This window comes from Niallia sp. M35 (genome assembly GCF_050971705.1).
Classification (GTDB): domain Bacteria; phylum Bacillota; class Bacilli; order Bacillales; family Cytobacillaceae; genus Niallia; species Niallia circulans_A.
In genome coordinates, this window is the sequence record NZ_JBPCEP010000004.1 from 290,100 (window position 1) to 310,048 (window position 19,949).

General features: G+C 35.8%; 21 protein-coding genes. 18 read left to right on the top strand and 3 right to left on the bottom strand.

The genetic code is table 11. The annotated features are described in order from the left end of the window. Positions 1 to 94 precede the first annotated feature (94 nt). The 8 genes from NiCM35_RS07075 (at position 95) to NiCM35_RS07110 (ending at position 7,700) form a co-directional block, all read left to right on the top strand. On the top strand, positions 95 to 742 hold the full coding sequence (locus NiCM35_RS07075) for a bifunctional 4-hydroxy-2-oxoglutarate aldolase/2-dehydro-3-deoxy-phosphogluconate aldolase (protein WP_095330496.1): 648 nt from the start codon (positions 95 to 97) through the stop codon (positions 740 to 742). A gap of 2 nt (positions 743 to 744) precedes the next feature. Continuing rightward, positions 745 to 1,749, top strand: coding sequence for a sugar kinase (locus NiCM35_RS07080; RefSeq protein ID WP_172859689.1), 1,005 nt, complete (start codon positions 745 to 747; stop codon positions 1,747 to 1,749). A gap of 21 nt (positions 1,750 to 1,770) precedes the next feature. Further along, positions 1,771 to 2,601 (top strand): 5-dehydro-4-deoxy-D-glucuronate isomerase, encoded by an 831-nt coding sequence (gene kduI / locus NiCM35_RS07085; RefSeq protein ID WP_123259151.1) that lies wholly within the window; start codon positions 1,771 to 1,773, stop codon positions 2,599 to 2,601. A 14-nt stretch (positions 2,602 to 2,615) separates the two neighbouring features. Next, the gene (locus NiCM35_RS07090; protein WP_095330498.1) at positions 2,616 to 3,419 is read left to right on the top strand and encodes a gluconate 5-dehydrogenase; all 804 of its coding nucleotides are present in this window, start codon (positions 2,616 to 2,618) and stop codon (positions 3,417 to 3,419) included. Positions 3,420 to 3,705: 286 nt separating this feature from the next. Beyond that, positions 3,706 to 4,551 carry a DUF72 domain-containing protein gene (locus NiCM35_RS07095; RefSeq protein WP_433779038.1) on the top strand — a complete coding sequence of 282 codons (846 nt, stop codon included), beginning with the start codon at positions 3,706 to 3,708 and terminating at the stop codon, positions 4,549 to 4,551. 86 nt (positions 4,552 to 4,637) lie between these two features. Beyond that, the gene (locus tag NiCM35_RS07100; protein WP_095330500.1) at positions 4,638 to 5,996 is read left to right on the top strand and encodes a bifunctional metallophosphatase/5'-nucleotidase; all 1,359 of its coding nucleotides are present in this window, start codon (positions 4,638 to 4,640) and stop codon (positions 5,994 to 5,996) included. A 102-nt stretch (positions 5,997 to 6,098) separates the two neighbouring features. After that, positions 6,099 to 6,401, top strand: coding sequence for a YunC family protein (locus NiCM35_RS07105; protein WP_095330501.1), 303 nt, complete (start codon positions 6,099 to 6,101; stop codon positions 6,399 to 6,401). A 204-nt stretch (positions 6,402 to 6,605) separates the two neighbouring features. After that, entirely contained in the window at positions 6,606 to 7,700 is a 1,095-nt protein-coding gene (locus NiCM35_RS07110) for an HD-GYP domain-containing protein (protein WP_095330502.1), read from the top strand. A 52-nt stretch (positions 7,701 to 7,752) separates the two neighbouring features. On the opposite strand, the gene NiCM35_RS07115 is transcribed toward NiCM35_RS07110, so the two are convergent. Further along, complete coding sequence (locus tag NiCM35_RS07115) at positions 7,753 to 8,712, bottom strand: M23 family metallopeptidase (protein ID WP_164464147.1); 960 nt, start codon at positions 8,710 to 8,712, stop codon at positions 7,753 to 7,755. A 276-nt stretch (positions 8,713 to 8,988) separates the two neighbouring features. Between NiCM35_RS07115 and lipA the strand changes: the two genes are divergently transcribed. The 5 genes from lipA to NiCM35_RS07140 all read left to right on the top strand — a co-directional run bounded on the left by lipA (position 8,989) and on the right by NiCM35_RS07140 (position 13,513). Beyond that, the gene (gene lipA / locus NiCM35_RS07120) at positions 8,989 to 9,912 is read left to right on the top strand and encodes a lipoyl synthase (RefSeq protein ID WP_047942250.1); all 924 of its coding nucleotides are present in this window, start codon (positions 8,989 to 8,991) and stop codon (positions 9,910 to 9,912) included. Positions 9,913 to 10,281: 369 nt separating this feature from the next. Next, complete coding sequence (locus NiCM35_RS07125; protein ID WP_047942248.1) at positions 10,282 to 10,554, top strand: YutD family protein; 273 nt, start codon at positions 10,282 to 10,284, stop codon at positions 10,552 to 10,554. A gap of 307 nt (positions 10,555 to 10,861) precedes the next feature. Continuing rightward, a complete protein-coding gene (locus NiCM35_RS07130) occupies positions 10,862 to 12,157 on the top strand; it encodes an EAL domain-containing protein (protein WP_095330503.1) in 1,296 nt (431 codons plus the stop codon). Between the two features lie 22 nt (positions 12,158 to 12,179). After that, positions 12,180 to 12,617 (top strand): DUF86 domain-containing protein, encoded by a 438-nt coding sequence (locus NiCM35_RS07135; protein ID WP_095330504.1) that lies wholly within the window; start codon positions 12,180 to 12,182, stop codon positions 12,615 to 12,617. A gap of 119 nt (positions 12,618 to 12,736) precedes the next feature. Continuing rightward, complete coding sequence (locus NiCM35_RS07140; protein ID WP_123258145.1) at positions 12,737 to 13,513, top strand: TIGR01457 family HAD-type hydrolase; 777 nt, start codon at positions 12,737 to 12,739, stop codon at positions 13,511 to 13,513. Between the two features lie 73 nt (positions 13,514 to 13,586). Here NiCM35_RS07140 and NiCM35_RS07145 read toward each other — a convergent pair whose 3' ends face one another. Continuing rightward, positions 13,587 to 14,078, bottom strand: coding sequence for a phosphatidylglycerophosphatase A family protein (locus tag NiCM35_RS07145; protein ID WP_095330506.1), 492 nt, complete (start codon positions 14,076 to 14,078; stop codon positions 13,587 to 13,589). 192 nt (positions 14,079 to 14,270) lie between these two features. Here NiCM35_RS07145 and yutH point away from each other — a divergent pair, with 192 nt between their 5' ends. The 4 genes from yutH to thrB all read left to right on the top strand — a co-directional run bounded on the left by yutH (position 14,271) and on the right by thrB (position 18,969). Continuing rightward, positions 14,271 to 15,272: a spore coat putative kinase YutH gene (gene yutH / locus NiCM35_RS07150; protein ID WP_095330507.1), complete on the top strand. Its 1,002-nt coding sequence runs from the start codon at positions 14,271 to 14,273 to the stop codon at positions 15,270 to 15,272. 420 nt (positions 15,273 to 15,692) lie between these two features. Further along, positions 15,693 to 16,991 (top strand): homoserine dehydrogenase, encoded by a 1,299-nt coding sequence (locus NiCM35_RS07155; RefSeq protein ID WP_095330508.1) that lies wholly within the window; start codon positions 15,693 to 15,695, stop codon positions 16,989 to 16,991. Next, positions 16,991 to 18,052, top strand: coding sequence for a threonine synthase (gene thrC / locus NiCM35_RS07160; protein WP_095330509.1), 1,062 nt, complete (start codon positions 16,991 to 16,993; stop codon positions 18,050 to 18,052). Before NiCM35_RS07155 ends, thrC begins: the two co-directional genes overlap by 1 nt. After that, on the top strand, positions 18,049 to 18,969 hold the full coding sequence (gene thrB / locus NiCM35_RS07165; RefSeq protein ID WP_095330510.1) for a homoserine kinase: 921 nt from the start codon (positions 18,049 to 18,051) through the stop codon (positions 18,967 to 18,969). The genes thrC and thrB overlap by 4 nt, the downstream gene beginning before the upstream one ends. A gap of 51 nt (positions 18,970 to 19,020) precedes the next feature. Here the strand turns inward: thrB and NiCM35_RS07170 are convergent, their stop codons facing one another. Then, complete coding sequence (locus NiCM35_RS07170; RefSeq protein ID WP_047942238.1) at positions 19,021 to 19,257, bottom strand: NifU family protein; 237 nt, start codon at positions 19,255 to 19,257, stop codon at positions 19,021 to 19,023. Positions 19,258 to 19,424: 167 nt separating this feature from the next. Here NiCM35_RS07170 and NiCM35_RS07175 point away from each other — a divergent pair, with 167 nt between their 5' ends. Continuing rightward, complete coding sequence (locus NiCM35_RS07175) at positions 19,425 to 19,748, top strand: YuzD family protein (protein WP_047942237.1); 324 nt, start codon at positions 19,425 to 19,427, stop codon at positions 19,746 to 19,748. Positions 19,749 to 19,949 lie beyond the last annotated feature (201 nt).

Sequence of the window (19,949 nt, forward strand, 5' to 3'; positions counted from 1 at the left end):
GATTAGCGTTTACATTTTTCGAAAAAGTATGTATAATCAAGATAAGTTTCTTAATAATAAAATTGTATTTCTAAATAAGAAAAGAGTGGTAGAAATGAAACGAGTTGAAACGTTACGGCGCTTAAAGAGTGCTGGGGTGATTGCAGTAGTCCGCGGGAACAGCAAGGAAGAGGCAGTAAAGGCTAGTAATGCAGTGGTTCAAGGTGGCATGAAGGGAATCGAATTAACTTTTACGGTTCCTAATGCTGATAAAGCCATTAGTGAATTAGTTGAGTTGTATCAGAATGATTCTAATATTGTAATAGGTGCAGGTACGGTGTTAGATGTAGTAACTGCTCGTTTAGCTATCATGGCTGGGGCAGAGTATATTGTCAGCCCAAACTTTGATAGAGAGACAGCCGAACTATGTAATCTTTATCAAACTCCCTATCTTCCAGGATGCTTAACGATAACAGAAATGAAAGAGGCATTAAAGGCAGGAGTAGATATTATCAAACTGTTCCCAGGCAGCGCCTATGGGCCAAGTATTGTATCCGCTTTTAAAGCGCCAATGCCTCAAGTTAATATTATGCCGACAGGTGGAGTAAGCTTAGAAAATATGGAAGACTGGTTTAAAGCAGGAGTAGTAGCAGTTGGCGTAGGAGGAAATCTATTAGCGCCTGTAGCAAAGGGAGATTTTACGAAAGTTACAGAGATTGCTAGTCAATATATGGAGAAATTTCATCAAATAAAAGGAGCATAAATATGGGAAGGGTAGTTACTTTAGGTGAAATCATGCTTCGTCTATCCACTGATTCTGGTGTACGAATTGCCCAGGCTGATAATTTTTGTGCACATTATGGCGGGGGTGAAGCCAATGTCGCTATTTCACTTGCCAATTTTGGTCACGATGTCTACTTTGCTAGTAAAATTCCAGACAATGGCTTAGGAGAAGGTGTAGTAAAGCATTTAAATCGTTATGGTGTTCATACTAACTTTCTCTTAAAGGGAGGATCTAGGTTAGGCACTTATTATGTGGAGGCTGGAATTGGTGAACGAGCAGCCAATGTCATTTATGATCGTGCAGGTTCAAGCTTTGCCGAAATGACAGAAAGTGAATGGCAAAAAGAAGAACTGTTTAATAACGTAGATATCTTTCATATTTCAGGAATTACACCTGCGTTATCCTCAAGTTGGAAAAAAACAACCATTTCACTCATAGAAGCCGCAAAAGAGGCTGGCTGTAAAATCAGTTTTGATATTAATTATCGAGGAAAATTATGGTCTCAGAAAGAAGCAGGTGAGACAATTTCTGAAATATTGCCACTGGTAGATTACTGTTCAGCTGGCAAGCTTGATGCTCTCTATTTGTTAGGAATTCCGGAGGCAACTGAACAGGAGAATGAATTAGTTTACTACTATCAAGAAATACGGAAGAAATTTCCTGCTATCTCTGTTTTATATTCCACAAAAAGAACGGTGGTATCTGCTAGTTGCAATGAATTAATAGGAACATTATGGATGGATGATCACTACTATGAATCTCAAAATCATGTGATTAATCCAATCGTTGATAGGGTAGGAGCAGGTGATGCTTTTTCCGGTGGAGTTCTGCATGGAATACTAGCCCAAAAAAGTCCACAGGAAATGATTGACTTTGCGACAGCTGCATCCGCTTTGAAACATACAATTCATGGTGATTGTAATCAATTTAGCGAACCAGAAGTCAACAGCTTTTTACTAGCTGGCTCTGGAAAAATAAATCGATAGGAGTGTAGAAAAATGCAAAACATGGAAACTCGTTATACACATAGCCCAGAGGATATTCGTCATTACTCTACAGAACAATTGAGAAAAGAATTTTTAGTAGAAAAGGTGTTTGTGCCAGGGGAAATTAGTTTAACGTATACACATAACGACCGTATGATTTTTGGCGGAGTTACGCCGACCGATAAATCCTTAGAAATCATTTTGGATAAGCAATTGGGTGTGGAATATTTCTTGGAACGCCGTGAGCTGGGAGTTATTAATATCGGTGGTCCGGGTTATATCGAAATCGACGGAGAAAAAGAAGAAATGAAAAAACAAGATGGATACTATATTGGCAAAGAAACACGTCATGTTGTTTTTTCTTCCGAGGATCCAAACAATCCGGCTAAATTTTATATTAGCTCCGTACCAGCACATCATAAATATCCAAATGTAAAAATTAGTATTGATCACATTAAACCAATGGAAACTGGAGAAGCCTTAACATTAAATCAGCGTAAAATTTATCAATACATACATCCAAATGTATGTGAAAGCTGCCAATTGCAAATGGGCTATACTATCTTAGAGCCTGGAAGTGCATGGAATACAATGCCTTCTCATACACATGAAAGACGCATGGAAGCATATGTTTACTTTGATATGGAAGAAGATACACGTATTTTCCATATGATGGGGAAACCTGATGAAACAAAGCATTTAGTTATGAGCAGCGAACAAGCTGCTATTTCACCGAGCTGGTCTATTCATTCTGGGGTTGGTACCAGCAATTATTCTTTTATCTGGGCAATGTGTGGCGAAAATATCACTTATACCGATATGGATATGATACCAATGGATAAATTGAAATAAGAGGAGAGAAAGCAATGGCATTCACGATGGATAAATTCCGCATTGATGGAAAAGTAGCCTTAGTTACAGGTGCAATATATGGAATTGGTTTTGAAATCGCAAGCGCTTTATCAAAAGCAGGTGCGAAAATCGTGTTTAATTCCTTAAACCAAGAATCTGTCGACCAAGCACTTCAAAGTTATCAAGAAGCAGGAATCGAAGCAAAAGGCTATGTATTTGATGTTACAGACGAACAGGCCGTGCAAGCTGCGGTTGTACAAATTAAAGAAGAGGTTGGTCCCATTGATATTTTAGTTAACAATGCTGGGATTATCAAGCGTGTACCAATGGTAGAAATGTCTGTAGAAGATTTCCGTCAGGTAGTAGATGTAGATTTGAATGGACCATTTATTGTTTCCAAAGCAGTTATACCTGGTATGATTCAGAATGGCGGCGGTAAGATCATCAATATCTGCTCCATGATGAGTGAATTAGGCAGGGAAACAGTCAGTGCATATGCTGCTGCTAAAGGTGGGCTAAAGATGCTGACAAAAAATATCGCTTCTGAATATGGAGAGTACAATATTCAATGTAATGGAATCGGGCCAGGTTATATCGCTACACCACAAACTGCCCCATTACGCGAAAAGCAAGCAGACGGATCCCGTCATCCATTTGATCAGTTTATTATAGGGAAAACGCCTGCAGCCCGTTGGGGAAATCCTGAAGACCTAGCTGGTTCAGCTGTATTTTTAGCATCTGAAGCATCGAACTTCGTGAATGGTCATATTCTCTATGTAGATGGTGGTATACTGGCATATATTGGTAAACAGCCTTAAGAAGGATAAGCAATCGTGCTATTTCAATCAATAAAGAAATGATATTTTTACTAGTTCAATAGCTGAAAGTATCTGTACATGTTTTAAATTTATCTTAGAGGTTCCACTAAATCGGGTGACTGATTTAGTGGAACCTCTTTTTCTTTTAACTTAGTTATTTATGGTGATTATGATATGATAATTAATATAAGAAATAAAAAAACAGTTATATTCTTGGAAATGAAGTTAGTGTTTTTCTCTATGTAAGTATTGCTTTGAGAAAAACAATGTAATAGAGGTGATTTTATTGATTCATATTGGATTAACAGGCTGGGGAGACCATCCGAGTCTTTATGGAAAAAATACTTCATCACAAAATAAGTTAATGGAATATGCCGGTTATTTTCCTACTGTGGAAGTGGATGCTTCTTTTTATGCTGTGCAGCCAGTCCGGAACGCGGAGTCTTGGGTAAAGAAAACACCTGACTCTTTTCAATTTATCGTAAAGACATTTCAAGGAATGACAGGACATAACCGTGGAGATATTCCTTTTTCCTCGAATGGTGAAATGTTTGCTGCATTTATCGATTCCTTAGTTCCGTATAGAAAAAGTGGCAAATTAGCGATGGTTTTATTCCAATTTCCTCCTTGGTTTGATTGTACAAAGGATAATGTCCAATACTTAAGAGCATGTAGAAAAAGGATGGAAGATATTCCTTGTGCACTTGAATTTAGACATCAATCATGGTTTGATTCCAAATATCGAGCAAGTACCCTTCAGTTTATGAAGGAAGAGAATTGGATACATAGTATTTGTGATGAGCCTCAAGTAATGCCGGTTTCAATTCCTACAGTTCTAGAAGCGGTTGGCGAAGATAAAGTGCTCATTCGGCTTCATGGAAGAAATTATTACGGGTGGCAGCAAAATAATAATCCAAATTGGCGAGAAGTTCGCTATTTATATCGGTATAATACAGCAGAATTAAGTGAGTGGGCTGAAAATATTCGCCTGCTTGAAAAGCAATGTAAAAATATTTATGTGCTCTTTAATAATAATTCTGGTGGAGATGCGGCTGACAACGCAAGAGAAATGATTGATTTATTAAAAATAGAATATACGGATTTAGCTCCAAGACAATTGGATTTATTTTAACTGGCAGAAGAGTGAAGAAGAATATTTCTGCTATAGAATAGATAATTGTCTAAAAAAGAGAAAATACAAATAAGGAAGGCGAGAAGATGGAAGTCATCCATATATATCATACTAATGATTTACATAGCCATTTTGAAAATTGGCCAAGAATTTATGAATTGCTGCGTGAAAGAAAAAAATGGCATAAAGAGGCTGGCGAAGCTGTTTATTTATTTGATATAGGTGACCATTTAGATTTGTCTCATCCTTATACGGAAGCAACTAAAGGTAGAATTAACACACAGCTGTTAAATGAAGAACACTATGATGCAGTGACAATTGGGAATAATGAAGGAATTACATTGTCTTATGAAGGATTAGATCATTTATATGATGAAGCAAAATTCGATGTAATTGTTGCTAATCTCTACAAACATAATGGGGAACGTCCTGATTGGGCAATTCCTCTTCAAATATTTAAGACAGCTAAAGGAACAAAAATTGGTGTTATCGGTATTACGGCCTATTTTGAAAAGTTATATGAGCTTTTAGGATGGAAATTGACAGATCCAATAGAAGAATTATCTAAGCAATTAGAAAAAGTCAGAGGAAAAGTTGATATTATTGTATTGCTTTCCCATTTAGGGATAAATGACGATGAGATGATTGCAGCTAATTATCCAGAAATAGATGTGATTCTTGGTGCACATACCCATCATATTTTCCATCAAGGAAAAATAATTAATAATAATCTTCAAGGTGCTGCTGGTAAGTATGGTTATTATCTAGGTCATATTGAATTAAAGGTCAATGCTTCCAAAAAAATAATTGATAAAAAAGCCATATTATATGAAACAAGTAAGTTGCCGATTGCAAATAAAGAAGAAGCCATTGTGGAAAATTATTACCAGCAAGGGAAATTAGCTTTATCAGAAAAGGCAGCGACGATTGATGAGTATTTATCTAGAGAAGCGCTAGCAGAAATGCTCTGCGAAAAATTAATTTCGTGGTGTCAATCGGATTGCGCAATAGTAAATGAGGGCTTAATTTTAGATGGATTGCAAGCAGGGGATATCACTTTCTTTGATTTATTATCGATTTGTCCACATCCGATTAATCCATGTAATGTGACATTAACTGGAGCGGAATTGAAAGAAATAATACTTGAAATGAGATCCGACAAGTGGGAGACAATGCCTGTCAAGGGCCTTGGATTCCGGGGAACTTTAATGGGGAAAATGATTGCAGCAGGAATTACGCATGAGATAATCGGAGAAAGAGAGCAGTACTATATAAATGCAAAGGAAATACAGGCAGATCAGAATTATGTTGTCACAGTACCTGATATGTTTACATTCGGTAATTTTTTTCCAGCTATTTATCGTGCAACAAAGAAAGACTATTTTCTTCCTGAATTTATGCGTAATATTCTTGCTGACACTTTACAAAATAGGATAAAAGCGTAAGAGGCAATTTTTTCATTTCTTAAATAAAGAAGAAAACACCGATTTCTCCTCTCTTGAATATACTTATTAGGAAGGGACAGAGAGGAGTGAGCACAGAGTATTATGATTGATGTGTATCCTGTTGATATCAATGGACATACTTTTATTGCGGTCTCGGTATTATTGCCTAAAACTACTTTGCTTGCTGTGAAAAATGATAAAGGCTATATCATGTGCGGTGCCTTAGATGTGGCATTGTTAAATGATAAGCTGAAAGACCGGAAAATCATCGCAGGCAGAGCTGTTGGTGTGAAAACGATTGAACAACTGCTAAATGCACCATTAGAGTCTGTGACAATGGAAGCAGAAGCATATGGAATTCATAAAGGGATGATTGGAAGAGAAGCATTATTGAAAATGGTATAAAGGATAAAGAGATAAAGAAGGTTTAACGAATTAGAGGGGTATTGCCCCTTTTCGTTAAACCTTCTTTTTTGGAAGTGAAGGAAATAAATATCCCTGCATTTGGACTATTTTTTAAAATTTAACTTTTCTTTTATAGGTATAAAGAAACAAAAGCAAAAGTACGATATAATAGATACTATATAAATTATTAGGAGCTATTAAAGCATGAGACTAGTTGGGACAAAGAATATAAAAGAAGGTGCAATCTTAGCTAAGCCTATATTAAATGATCGCGGAAGAGTGTTAATAAATAGTGGGATAAGATTAGAGAAAAAGATGATTAAAAGGCTGCTTGACTTTGGTATTAGCTATGTTTATTTAGAAGATAAACATACAAAGGATATTAAAGTGAATGATGCCATATCTGAGCAAGTTAAGATGGAAGCGATGCAAACTATTGAGAAAAGTTTTGATATGATAAAAAGTGCAGATGCTGATGATATTTCGATGGTGATGGAGAAGAATACACCTATTTTTAAGAAATTGGTTGAAAAAGTACTATTGGAATTAAAAAATCATGAACATCTTTCTTCCGTTATGTCGGATGTTTATCTATATGATAATTATATTTTTTCGCATAGCTTAAATGTGACTATTTATACGTTAGCATTAGGTTTAGAGTTAAAACTTCCGCCGAAGCAGATGGAAATCCTAGGGCTTGGGGCTATTTTACATGATATTGGTAAAATGAAGGTTCCGTTAGAAATTCTCCTCAAACCAGGATCGTTAACGGCAGAAGAATTTGAAATTATAAAAAGTCATGCAGAAGCAGGCTTTGAGATGCTAAGAAAAGTGGAGACACTGCCTTTACTTGTTAGTCATTGTGCCTACCAGCATCATGAGCGCTTAAATGGGTCTGGTTATCCGAGAGGCATAGAAGCAAAAGATATTCATTTGTTTGGAAAAATTATTGCTGTAGCAGATGTTTTTGATGCCATTACATCCAATCGCGTCTACCATGATGCATTATTACCACATGAAGCATTAGAGATTTTATATACGGGTTCAGGCTATCTATATGATGCGAAAATTGTCGAAGCATTTAGAAGAGCGATAGTCCTTTATCCTAATGGATTAAGTGTTATGCTAAGCAATGGAGAAAAAGGGATTGTATGTAAACAAAATAAGGGAATGAATGAAAGACCAATTGTACGTATTGTGGAAAGAGAGGGGAAAGAAATTCCTCCATATGACTTGAATTTAAAGGAAGATCTCTCAATTGTCATAACGCAATGTGATTCCCTCCAAAATCCTTTGTGAACATATAGGCGATAAGAATGGAGCTATATATCCTTATCGCCAAGTAAGTAATTTATTTTTTCTTTCTTGATTTTATCTTTTCTTGTCTTTCCCATAATCGTAAGTGTGCGTACGGATCATAGGACCATTCTGTATAGCCGTTATCTTTATAGATACCATAATGTAGATGAGGAGGGAATTTTCCAGAAGTTCCTGGTGGTCCATACCCTGAACTTCCAACTCCACCAATAATCATCCCTGGCTCTACGACCATTCCAGCCTGAATCTCTTTTGAGAATCCATTTAAATGAGCAAAATAATGATAATTATTATTAATATCTCTTATTCCGATTCGCCATCCGCCGTAATTATTCCAGCCTTTCATTTCTACAATCCCATAGGAAGTCGCTTTTACAGGGACTCCATAGTCCGCAAAAATATCTGTGCCTTCATGAATTCTTTTTCCTCCCCAGCCACGGGCGTCCCCCCAAGTACTGCGATAGCTATGATCACTTCTTAAGGGCAGAGGAAAGGCATGATCATCTAAATTTAATCTACCAAAGTGGTTGTAAATGGCTGCTTTTCCCATTATGATACTAACAGTTTTATCCCTTTTATAGTAGTTCCATAATCCGATTTTAAAGTTATCCTCATCAATGCCATATTGACTTATATAATTGGAGAATGCGGAAAGGATATCTTCATCATTAAATCTATCTGCTTTTCCATCTCCATCACCGTCAGCACCAAGGCCTCCAAATAAAGGAATGGTTAAAGGGTTATTATCCTCTGGATTGGGATTAATAATACCAGCCCATTCTTCCTTCGTAAAATAAATCCCAGTGTATCCCTTTGCCTTAGGGATATCTTTTCTTGAGGAGCGAATGTTACGCTCATATTGATCGACAGCAGCTATATAATACCAAGGAATTTGATATAATGCTTCTATTTTTTTATAAAGTTCCATCCTTTTTGTGTATGGGTCAGTCATTTTTTCATTAGCAAATGTGACAGTGTTAGGTAGTAAAAACATAAGAATAATGATTATAAATATTAACCTGTGCAAAAGATTAGTCCCTCCCTTCTTATTCTGTCGTTATATTTTGTGACTTATATCAAAAAAAATAATTATCAATTAATGGTAATCATTTTAAATGAATAACTTGTAGAGGCATTTCCATTATGTTAAAGTGACAAATGAAGAAGAGACAATCCTTTTACTGTGTATAACATACAAAAAAATTTGAGGAATAGCTGTTATACAATACTGTTTTTTAAGTAAAAATGATGAAAATTATTTTACTAGGAGATGAATGTGGTGTCAGAAAAAAAACAAGAATATTTGCGCAAACCTGAATGGTTAAAAATTAAATTGAATACGAATGAAAATTATACAGGTTTGAAAAAAATGATGAAGGAAAAGCAGCTCCATACAGTCTGTGAGGAAGCAAAATGTCCAAATATTCATGAATGTTGGGCAGTTAGAAGAACAGCTACATTTATGATTTTAGGAGCTATTTGTACAAGAGCCTGTCGTTTTTGTGCAGTTAAAACAGGATTACCGACTGAATTAGATTGGCAAGAGCCAGAAAGAGTTGCTGATTCTGTGTTTGCAATGAACTTAAAGCATGTGGTTATTACTGCTGTTGCAAGAGATGACTTAAAAGACGGCGGAGCAGCTGTATTTGCAGAAACTGTTCGTGCTATTCGCAGAAAAAATCCATTTACCAGCATTGAAGTATTACCATCCGATATGGGAGGAGTAGAAGAAAACCTACGATTATTAATGGATGCTAAACCAGATATCTTGAACCATAATATTGAAACTGTAGAAAGATTGACCCCTAGAGTCCGTGCAAGAGCAAAATATCATCGTTCTCTTGAGTTTTTACGAAGAGCAAAAGAGATGCAGCCTAATATTCCTACTAAGTCTAGTATTATGGTTGGCTTAGGCGAAACGAAAGAAGAAATTATCGCCACAATGGATGATCTTAGAGCAAATAATGTGGATATTATGACTATTGGCCAATATTTACAACCAACTGTCAAACATTTAAAAGTACAAAAATATTATCATCCAGATGAATTTAAAGAGCTAAAGGAGATCGCTTTAAGTAAAGGATTTAGCCATTGTGAAGCAGGTCCATTAGTTCGTTCTTCATATCACGCAGATGAGCAAGTAAACGAAGCGAAAAAAAATCAGCAAATGGCTGAACATGCAAAAGAAGCATAAATAAGAATAAGGCTAAAGGGATAAGTTTTCCACTGAAGGTAAGCTCAGACTATTATACGGAAATACTAAAAATATTTCGTATAATGGTTTGAGTTTTTTTATTCATGCAGAATTAATTAAGAATATTAGCCCGTATTCAAAAGGGATTTAACAGTATAAAATAAAAATTCTGTATTTTATAGGAAGATTTTATTGTTAGTGCTATGTAAATATCTTTGCTAAGGTTATAATGATAGTGAGTAATGTTATAATTGGACTATTTATCTAAGATCCAAATAATTCAACTAATCATCAGTGAAGTTAAAATGCAAGCTGCACGGATGGAAGTTTTACATTAAGGAAATATATACAGGTTTTGAGGTGATACGATTGGTTTGTATTAATAACCATTGTTATGAACTGATTGAAGAAAGAAAATCAGGTTTTAATGAAGAAGCATTTAAAAATAGATATAGTGACATATTAACGAAATACGATTATATTGTCGGAGATTGGGGTTATGGACAATTAAGATTACGTGGCTTTTTTGATGATCATAATCAAAAATCAAGTTTTGATACGAAAATAAGCACATTAACGGAATATTTATATGAATATTGTAATTTTGGCTGTGCCTATTTTGTCGTAAAAAAAACAAAATAATAAGGTTATCCTTTAGTTTGATCTTGAAGAAGGAGCTTCCATTCAGAAAGAAAACAAGAAATGGACTGGCTTGGCGAATGGAGAAACTGTTTTGTTAATTTACTTGTCTTTAATATGTATAAGTAAGCCATCTAACTCAGTTTCTTAAGCAAAGCCATGAATGTTTTTCTTTACCATTTGAATTCCCAATGCGCTTTTTGCATCTAATTGTAAGTCTTGTAGCAATAGAAGTAAGGAAAAGGCCATCTATAGAGAATTAATTTGCTTTAATGACAGAAAAAGTTGGCATTTTGAGAGGAATGGGGCTATGAAATATCAAGAGAATATCTGTTCAAGGTTATTTAATTGGGGAAAGTTACTTCTTCCGACAGAACTTATTAAGTATTTTCCTCCATCATTTGTAATACGAGACCCTATTATTCATCAAGTCCAAAAAGCGATGATAAGAGGATATGAGGTAGCTGTTATTGTATTGGATATATCGAATTTACATAGAATAAAGCAGCAATTAGAAGCAAATGATTTTTTGCAATATATTCGATTGCTAAAAAAATCATTTGGCAAAACGATACAATTAAAAGCTTCTAATGAAATCATTGCGATTCATGATTATAATCCGAACGGTTTAACTATGTTTATGAAATGGGAACAAGGATCCGAATGTTTACCAGTGCTAGATGGATTAATTAAAGATATTATACATAATGTAGAAAATGACTTTCGTAAAATTGGGAGCATTCCGCCTGTATTCAGCACAGGATACATGTTTATTGAGAATAAATATACCTATCTTTCTGATGCTATTCAAACTGCATATGAATTAGCCCTTGCAATGGCACATAAAAGATCTGATCCGGAATTCAATAAATTAGTCTATACTTTGGGGAATATAGTGGCAAACAAAAGCATCCGATTACTGGCACAACCAATTATGGATGTAGAGACAAATAAAATTCACGCTTGTGAAATGCTGACAAGAGGACCTGAAGGAACACCGTTAGAAAACCCGCTTCAACTTTTCTCTTTAGCAAGGCAAACGAAGTTTTTGTATGATCTTGAAATGATTGTTCTTGAAAAGGCCTTTGAACAAATTCAGCAAACAAAATGGAGGCATAATATCTTTATTAACTTTACACCTGTCACAATCGGCAACCAAAGATTTATTAAAGATATAAAGAGCGTAATTCGTAGGTATAAAGAAATTTCCCCGAAAAAAATAACAATTGAAATTACCGAAAGAGATTCATTTGAAGGGTTAGAGCATTTTGCTAATAATCTAAAAGTATTAAGAATGCTTGGTTTTTTAATTGCAGTTGATGATACTGGCGCGGGTTATGCTAGTCTGAATTCCATCAGTGAAATCATGCCAGATATTATTAAGATTGACCGTTCTGTAATCCAGAATATTGATAAAAATTCCGTAAAGGAATCGATGCTACAAGGACTTCTTCTTATTGCAAAAGAAGTGGGATCCGTTGTGGTGGCAGAAGGGATTGAAAATGCAGAGGAAGCCTCTATTTTATCAAAAAATAAAGTGGATTTAGCTCAAGGATATTTTTACGCCAAGCCTACTAGTCTTAGTAATCATTTACAAATCTCATAGTATGCGGAAGGAGTTAGGGAATATGTATTTTGTGGACCGAGAAAAAATAGAAGAACAGTTAAACTATTACCACGAGCTCATTAATCAGTTTGAAACGCAAGAAACGTGGAATACATTTCTTGAGAAAGTGGCACTTGAAAGATTGACACATATGATGATTGAAGTCATCTTGGATGTTGGAAATAGTATGATTGATGGTTTTATTATGAGAGATCCGGGCAGTTATGACGATATTGTTGATATACTTATTGATGAAAAAGTGATTACTATGGAAATAGGAAATGACATAAAGGAACTCATTCTTTGGCGCAAACAGCTTGTACATCAGTATACCAATATTGATCATAAGGGATTGATTGCAGTATTTGAAGCGAAGCTGCTCTCTATAAAAGCCTTTGCCCCATCTGTAAAAGAATATTTAATTCATGAGTTAGGACCTGTTTCTGCATTTAGAAATTAGATGATTTTTAAAGGAATTGTTTTTGATCAAATAATGAATAAGTTTCATACTTAGAAAAAACAACGTGCTTTTTAAAATAGTTCCTGAATTAATACATAGCATGGAAAGGATTTTTCTAAATGAAAGCGTATAAAGGATATTTAATAGATTTAGATGGAACCATGTATCGGGGAACAGAGGTAATTGAAGAGGCAGCTGAATTTGTTAAGCGATTGATTGCTGCACAAATTCCCTATTTATATGTGACCAATAATTCAACAAAAACACCAGAACAAGTGGCACAAAAGCTACGGGAGTTTCAAATACCGGCAAAAGCGAGTGAAGTATTTACTTCCGCTATGGCTTCTGCCAATTATATTGCTGAAAAATCCCCTGGAGCAAATGTGTTTATGATTGGGGAAAAAGGACTTCAGCAAGCACTAGAAGAAAAAGACTTGAAGTTAGCTGAGGATTCAGAAAATGTTGATTATGTAGTCGCTGGACTTGATCAACAGATTACCTATGAAAAACTTACAGTAGCATGCTTAGCAGTCCGAAATGGCTCACAATTTGTCATTACAAATGGAGATACGGCTTTGCCAAGTGAGCGAGGATTATTACCTGGAAATGGTGCCTTAACTTCTGTTATTTCGGTAAGTACTCAGCGGCAGCCTGTTGTTGTTGGTAAACCAGAATCAATTATTGTGAATCAAGCAATCAAATTATTGGACTTGCCGAAGAAGGATGTCTTGATGGTTGGCGATAATTATCAAACGGATATTATGGCAGGCATTAATGCAAAGATGGATACGCTTCTCGTGCATACAGGAGTTACAACGAAAGAGCAACTAAGCGGCTATTCTGTTAAGCCAACCTACACGGTCGACAGCTTAAGTGACTGGGATATAAAAAAATAAAAAATAAGGACATAAAAAGAGGACGATTCACCACTGTTTAAAGCGTGGGAAAGGTCCTTTTTTACATGGTGACTTATTCTTCCCCTTTAGCACGGTGAGCTAGTCTACTTGAAGCTGCTGCTGCAATAGCACCGACAATATCGTCTAAAAAGGTATGACATTCACCAGTACTCTTATCATTTAACCTTTGTAAAATGCCTGGTTTCAATTTATCTACATAGCCATAATTAGTAAATCCGATGGAACCATACACGTTTACAATCGAAAAAGCAAGCACTTCATCTACTCCATAAAGCCCTTCATCTGTTTCGACAATTTCTTGAAGGGGAGATTCCAGTAGTTTTTTTTCGGCGAGTACATCTAATTGTATCCCTGTGATAACGGCATTTTGAACCTCTCTTTTCGAAAGAACACGTTCAACATTATGAATACAGTCCTCCATTTGTAAATCTTTATGATATTTCTCTTGTAAGAGATAAACAAGCTTCGCTATGTCTTCAATATCGACTCCACGTTCATGTAGCCACTTTCTGGCTGTTTTTTCTGTTAGGTCCTTTAATGACATGAACTTCACCTTTTCTTTAATTATTCACTATGTATTCACAGTGTTTATTATTATATGCATGATGGCTGCTAAATGTTCCTAACAGCTATTGTTTCCATAATTGGGGCAATTCATTAATTGAATCCTCTTAACAAGTTTTAACATTCCTTCTCATATACTTCTAACAGAGAGAAAAACGAGGAGGAAAAGACATTGATCAAGAAAATCTTATCTACAAAGTATGGAATTGATGTAGAAGAAGAAACAAGAGTCGGTCATTATGAAGCTTGTATAAGCAAAGGAAAACTCTATACCATTGTTCCAGTTGGAAATATAGAGGAAGAAGAACTAACAGAAAGAGATCAAATTGCTGCACATATCTATCAGATTGGAGATAAACATGTCAGCATGTTATTAGAGTCAAAAGAAGGAAACAAACATACTGAAATGAATGAGCAACTTTATTGTGTGCTTTTGAATGATCGACTACGTCCCTTTCAGTCTCGGAAATTAGGGAGGAAACTGGGGAAGTTTCATTTTAGAGGCAGAACTGTACCATTTGGTGTCCAAAAAATAAGTAGAATGGGGCAGTGGAAGAGCATGTGGGAACAAAGGTTGGGACAATTGGAGGGTTTTTGGAACAGTATGTTATATAAACAGCCAGAAAGTGAATTCGATCAATTATTTTTAGAATCTTTTCCATATTATATGGGAATTGCTGAAAATGCCATTCAGTATCTTGTCGATACAGAGCTAGATGATGATCCAACTGCTGTAGATAGCGGAACGATTTGTTATAACCGTTTTACAAAAGACACATGGGCAGGGGAATATTATATTAAAAATCCATTTGATTGGGTATTTGATCATTGTGGAAGAGATCTTGCTGAATGGACAAGAGATCGATATTTTCGAAATATCAAAACATATCATCGAGAAGTGAAGACGTTTTATGAGGAGTATCAAAGCGTTATGCCTCTAAGTTCTTTTGCATGGAGATTAATATATGCAAGGCTTTTATTTCCCATTCATTATGTGGAATGTATCGAAAATTATTATTCTGCTATACAGGAGGCAGACCGTCTATTTCTAGAAGAACGGTTAAAGAAAATGCTTAGTCAGTCGAGAGATTTAGAATTATTTTTGAAAGAATTTTTTGACAACACAGAAGTGGCAGTTAAAACATTGAAAATCCCAATTGTTTCCTGGTTGTAAATAATTGGTTTAAAGCGGAAAGCATAAATAGTCAGGATATAAGTATTCAAAACAAAGAAAAATCCTAACAATTATATGGAGATATTCATGAGAATTTCGTATATTGTTAGGTTTTTTTTTTGAATACAGTATGTTTTCCATGGAGTGAGCGCCGAGCGCTTTGTTGATTCACTTCTTGAAAAATCTAAATATACATAAAATTTATAATTTTCCTTTTGGAATTATAGCTTCTTCCTATATAATGGATTCATTAAGTAAACGAGCACAGTTATTCTTTTTAAAAGGGAGAAGTATTCTTATTCATAAAAATTTTAAAAGAATGTTTAAACACCCCTTGTAAAAAAAGGAATCAAACACTATAATGTCTACTATATAAAGACAGTTGTTCTCGTAAAAAGAACATCAACGGGAGGTAAACAGATGGAGGCAATCTCAATTGGACTACTCGGATTAGGAACTGTTGGATCGGGCGTTGTAAAAATTATTGAGAATCATCAAGATAAAATTATGCATCAAGTCGGCTGTCCAGTGAAGGTAAAAAAAATTCTCGTCAAGAATGTAAAGAAAGAACGAGAAGTAGAGATTACAGATGATATTCATTTAACAGTTGAGGCTAATGATATATTAGATGATCCTGAAATAGATGTGGTAATAGAAGTAATGGGTGGGATTGAAGAGACAAGGAACATCCTGTTAAAAGCCTTAAAAAATAAAAAACAAGTAGTAACGGCAAACAAGGATTTAATGGCAGTACATGGAGCAGAGCTATTGCAAGCTGCTTCCCAAAATAATTGTGATTTATTTTATGAGGCAAGTGTTGCTGGAGGAATTCCTATTCTAAGAGGTTTAGTAGACGGGTTAGCTTCTGACCGTATCATTAAATTAATGGGAATTGTGAACGGGACAACTAATTTTATTTTAACAAAGATGAGTCAACAGCAAAGACCGTATGAGGATGTTCTATTAGAAGCGCAAGCATTAGGTTTTGCGGAAAGTGATCCCACTTCTGATGTCGAAGGGCTGGATGCAGCAAGAAAAATGACTATTTTGGCAACATTAGGCTTTTCAATGAATATTGGCTTGGAAGATGTAAAGGTACAAGGCATAACGAATGTAACAGATGACGATATACAGTATGGAAAGCAGTTAGGATATACAATGAAACTCATTGGCATTGCTCAAAGGCAGGAAGAAAAAGTAGAAGTTAGTGTCCAGCCTACTTTTATTGTCGACAGCCATCCATTGGCAGCTGTTAATAATGAGTATAATGCTGTGTATGTATATGGAGAAGCGGTAGGAGAAACGATGTTTTATGGTCCTGGTGCCGGAAGCTTACCAACTGCAACAGCCGTTGTATCGGATCTAGTTAATGTTTTGAAAAATATGCGCTTGGGCGTTAATGGAAAAGGTGCAATTGCTCCACAATTTAAAAAGAAGCTAAAAGAGCCAGACGAAATGTTTTCTAAATATTTCTTACGTCTGCAAGTAGTGGATGAGGTTGGAGTATTTGCAGAAATTACATCCATCTTCTCCCAGCATGGAGTCAGCTTTGAGAAAATCCTCCAGTTACCAGTAAAGGAAAAAGGATTGGCAGAAATAGTCTTAGTAACACACCATGCGTCTTTATTAAACTATGAGAATATTTTATTAGAATTAAGGGACTTATCATCTGTTCGAACAGTTAAAAGTTCTTATCGAGTTGAAGGAGGAACAAAGTAATGAGATGGAAGGGTCTTTTAGAAGAATATAAAGAATATTTACCAATAAATGAATCGACACCAATGTTAACACTAAATGAAGGAAACACTCCTTTAATTAAGCTGGAAAAGTTGTCTGAGGAATGGGGCGTCGAGCTATTTGTCAAAACGGAAGGAACTAATCCAACTGGCTCCTTTAAAGATAGAGGAATGGTCATGGCTGTAGCTAAAGCAAAGGAAGAGGGAAACTCTACCGTTATTTGTGCCTCTACAGGAAATACGTCAGCTGCAGCTGCTGCCTATGCTACACGTGCAGGGATGCGCTGTATTGTCGTTATACCAGAAGGAAAAATTGCGATGGGAAAATTGGCACAAGCCGTTATGTATGGTGCTGAGATTATTGCGATTGAAGGGAATTTCGATCAAGCATTACAAATGGTACGAAAAATTAGTGAAACAGAACCCGTTGCACTTGTTAATTCAGTGAATCCGTATCGTTTAGAAGGACAAAAAACAGCTGCTTTTGAAGTCTGTGACCAATTAGGAGAAGCGCCAGATATATTGGCAATTCCTGTTGGTAATGCCGGAAATATTAGTGCATATTGGAAAGGCTTTAAAGAATATCACGAAAAAAAGCAGACTGGACTACCGAAAATCCATGGCTTTGAGGCGGCTGGAGCAGCAGCGATTGTTCATAATCGCGTATTTGAGAATCCAGAAACAATTGCTACTGCCATTCGAATTGGTAACCCTGCTAGCTGGCAGCTGGCTGTTCAAGCACAAGAAGAGTCCAAGGGAATTATTGATGAAGTAACAGATGAAGAGATTATTGCTGCATATCGTACAATTGCTGCAAAAGAAGGGGTATTTGCTGAGCCAGGTTCTTGTGCATCGATTGCCGGTGTTTATAAGCATATTCAAAATGGAAAAATTCCTAAAGGAAGTAGAATAGTAGCGATTCTTACAGGAAATGGCTTGAAAGATCCGAATACAGCGATCGATGTAAGTCCAATTAAGCCAGTAGTACTGCCTAATGATGAAAAAGCAGTAGCTAATCACATTAAGGGAGTCGTTCATATATGAACGAAGGAGAGATGCTGCTAATTAAAGTCCCAGCGAGTACTGCTAATCTCGGGCCAGGCTTTGATAGTATTGGACTAGCATTAAATTTATATTTATCATTGGAAGTTGTTCAAAGTGACTGTTGGGAGGTTATTCCGTTAACAGAGGAATTGAAGGAATTTCCTAGTGATGAAAGTAATTTCATTATTAAAACAGCGATCGAGGTGGCGGAATCATTTCATACTATTCTTCCTCCATGTCAAATAAAAGTGGATAGTAATATTCCTTTAGCAAGAGGACTAGGATCTAGTGCCTCCGCTATTGTCGCAGGAATTGAACTAGCAGATCAAGTCGGTAATTTACAACTGACTAAACAACAGAAATTTGCAATTGCCTCCAAAATGGAGGGGCATCCAGATAATGTTGGGGCAAGTATTTTCGGAGGATTAGTTGTTGGTTGTCAATTAGGAGAAGAAGTAGATGCAGAAATTATTCATTCGATAGACTTGGAAGTACTAGCAGTGATTCCAGAAGAAGAGCTATTAACAAAGTCTTCTCGAGGAGTTTTACCGAACTCTCTTTCTTTTGCTGAAGCTGTTTCAGCAGGTGCAATATCTAATCTATTAGTTGCAGCACTGCTTACAGGCAATAGCAAACTTGCAGGAAAAATGATGAAAAAAGACAAGTATCATCAGCCATATCGGAAAGAGTTAGTACCGCACTTAGAGATCATGGAAGAGCATGCTTGCGATCTAGGTGCTTATGGAGTGGCTTTAAGTGGAGCGGGACCGACAGTGTTATGTTTTGTAGAACCTGGAAAAATGAATACGTTAATAGATGGATTAGCAGTGAAATTACCTGATATGCGTTTCCTCCCCTTGGAAATAGACAAGAAAGGGAGTACTTGCTCCGGAGCACTTGCAACAGAAGTTAAATAAAAAAGAAAGAGGATGCGATTGCATCCTCTTTCTGTATTTTCTCATAAAAAATTAAAATACTTGTTCCACTTCATAAACGCCTGGTACTTCCTCTAATAACGCACGTTCAATACCAGCTTTTAAAGTAATAGTAGAACTTGGGCAGCTTCCGCAAGCACCTAACAAGCGTAGTTTTACAATGCCATCCTCTACATCCACTAATTCACAGTCTCCACCATCTCTTAAAAGGAATGGACGTAATTTATCTAGTACTTCTTGGACTTGTTCTTTCATTTCCACTTCTTGCATACATATCGACTCCTTTCCTATTATTTATTATAATCACATTAGGATGAAAAATCTATAATCAAGAAACACGAATTAAATAAACAAAAAATGGATATATAATAAAAACCCTATAATTATGGAAAAATAAAGGATAGGCAAGCTTGTCTATCCAATGGAGGAGAGTTTATTTGAAAAAGGAAATTGAAGTTAGTATTTATGGTGCAGAACAAATTTGTGCAAGCTGTGTTAACCTGCCATCTTCTAAGGACACATATGAATGGCTCCAAGCTGCATTAAGTAGAAAATTTCCAGAGCAGACTTTTCAGATTAAATATTATGATATTTTTCAAGCAAATTATACGGAAGATAAAAATAAATTCTGTCAGAAAATTATAGAGGAAGATTTATTCTATCCAGTAGTAGTAATTGAGGGAGAGATTGTAGGCGAAGGTAATCCGAAGTTGAAGAAAATTTATGCGGAATTTGAGAAATACGGCTATACTAGTGCTTAATGGTTAAAGTGTATTCATTCCTTAAGTAATAAGGGAGTAGACTGAATACACATCACTATCGATCGAATAGGAAGTATATTCAGTCTAGAAGGATAACTATAACTCTTGTTATCCATACAAAATCAATAGGAAATGTTATTGGTAGTTTTCTGTTGTCCGGCGTTATCTAAAGCTGGAATATTTATGACATGCTCATTTTCT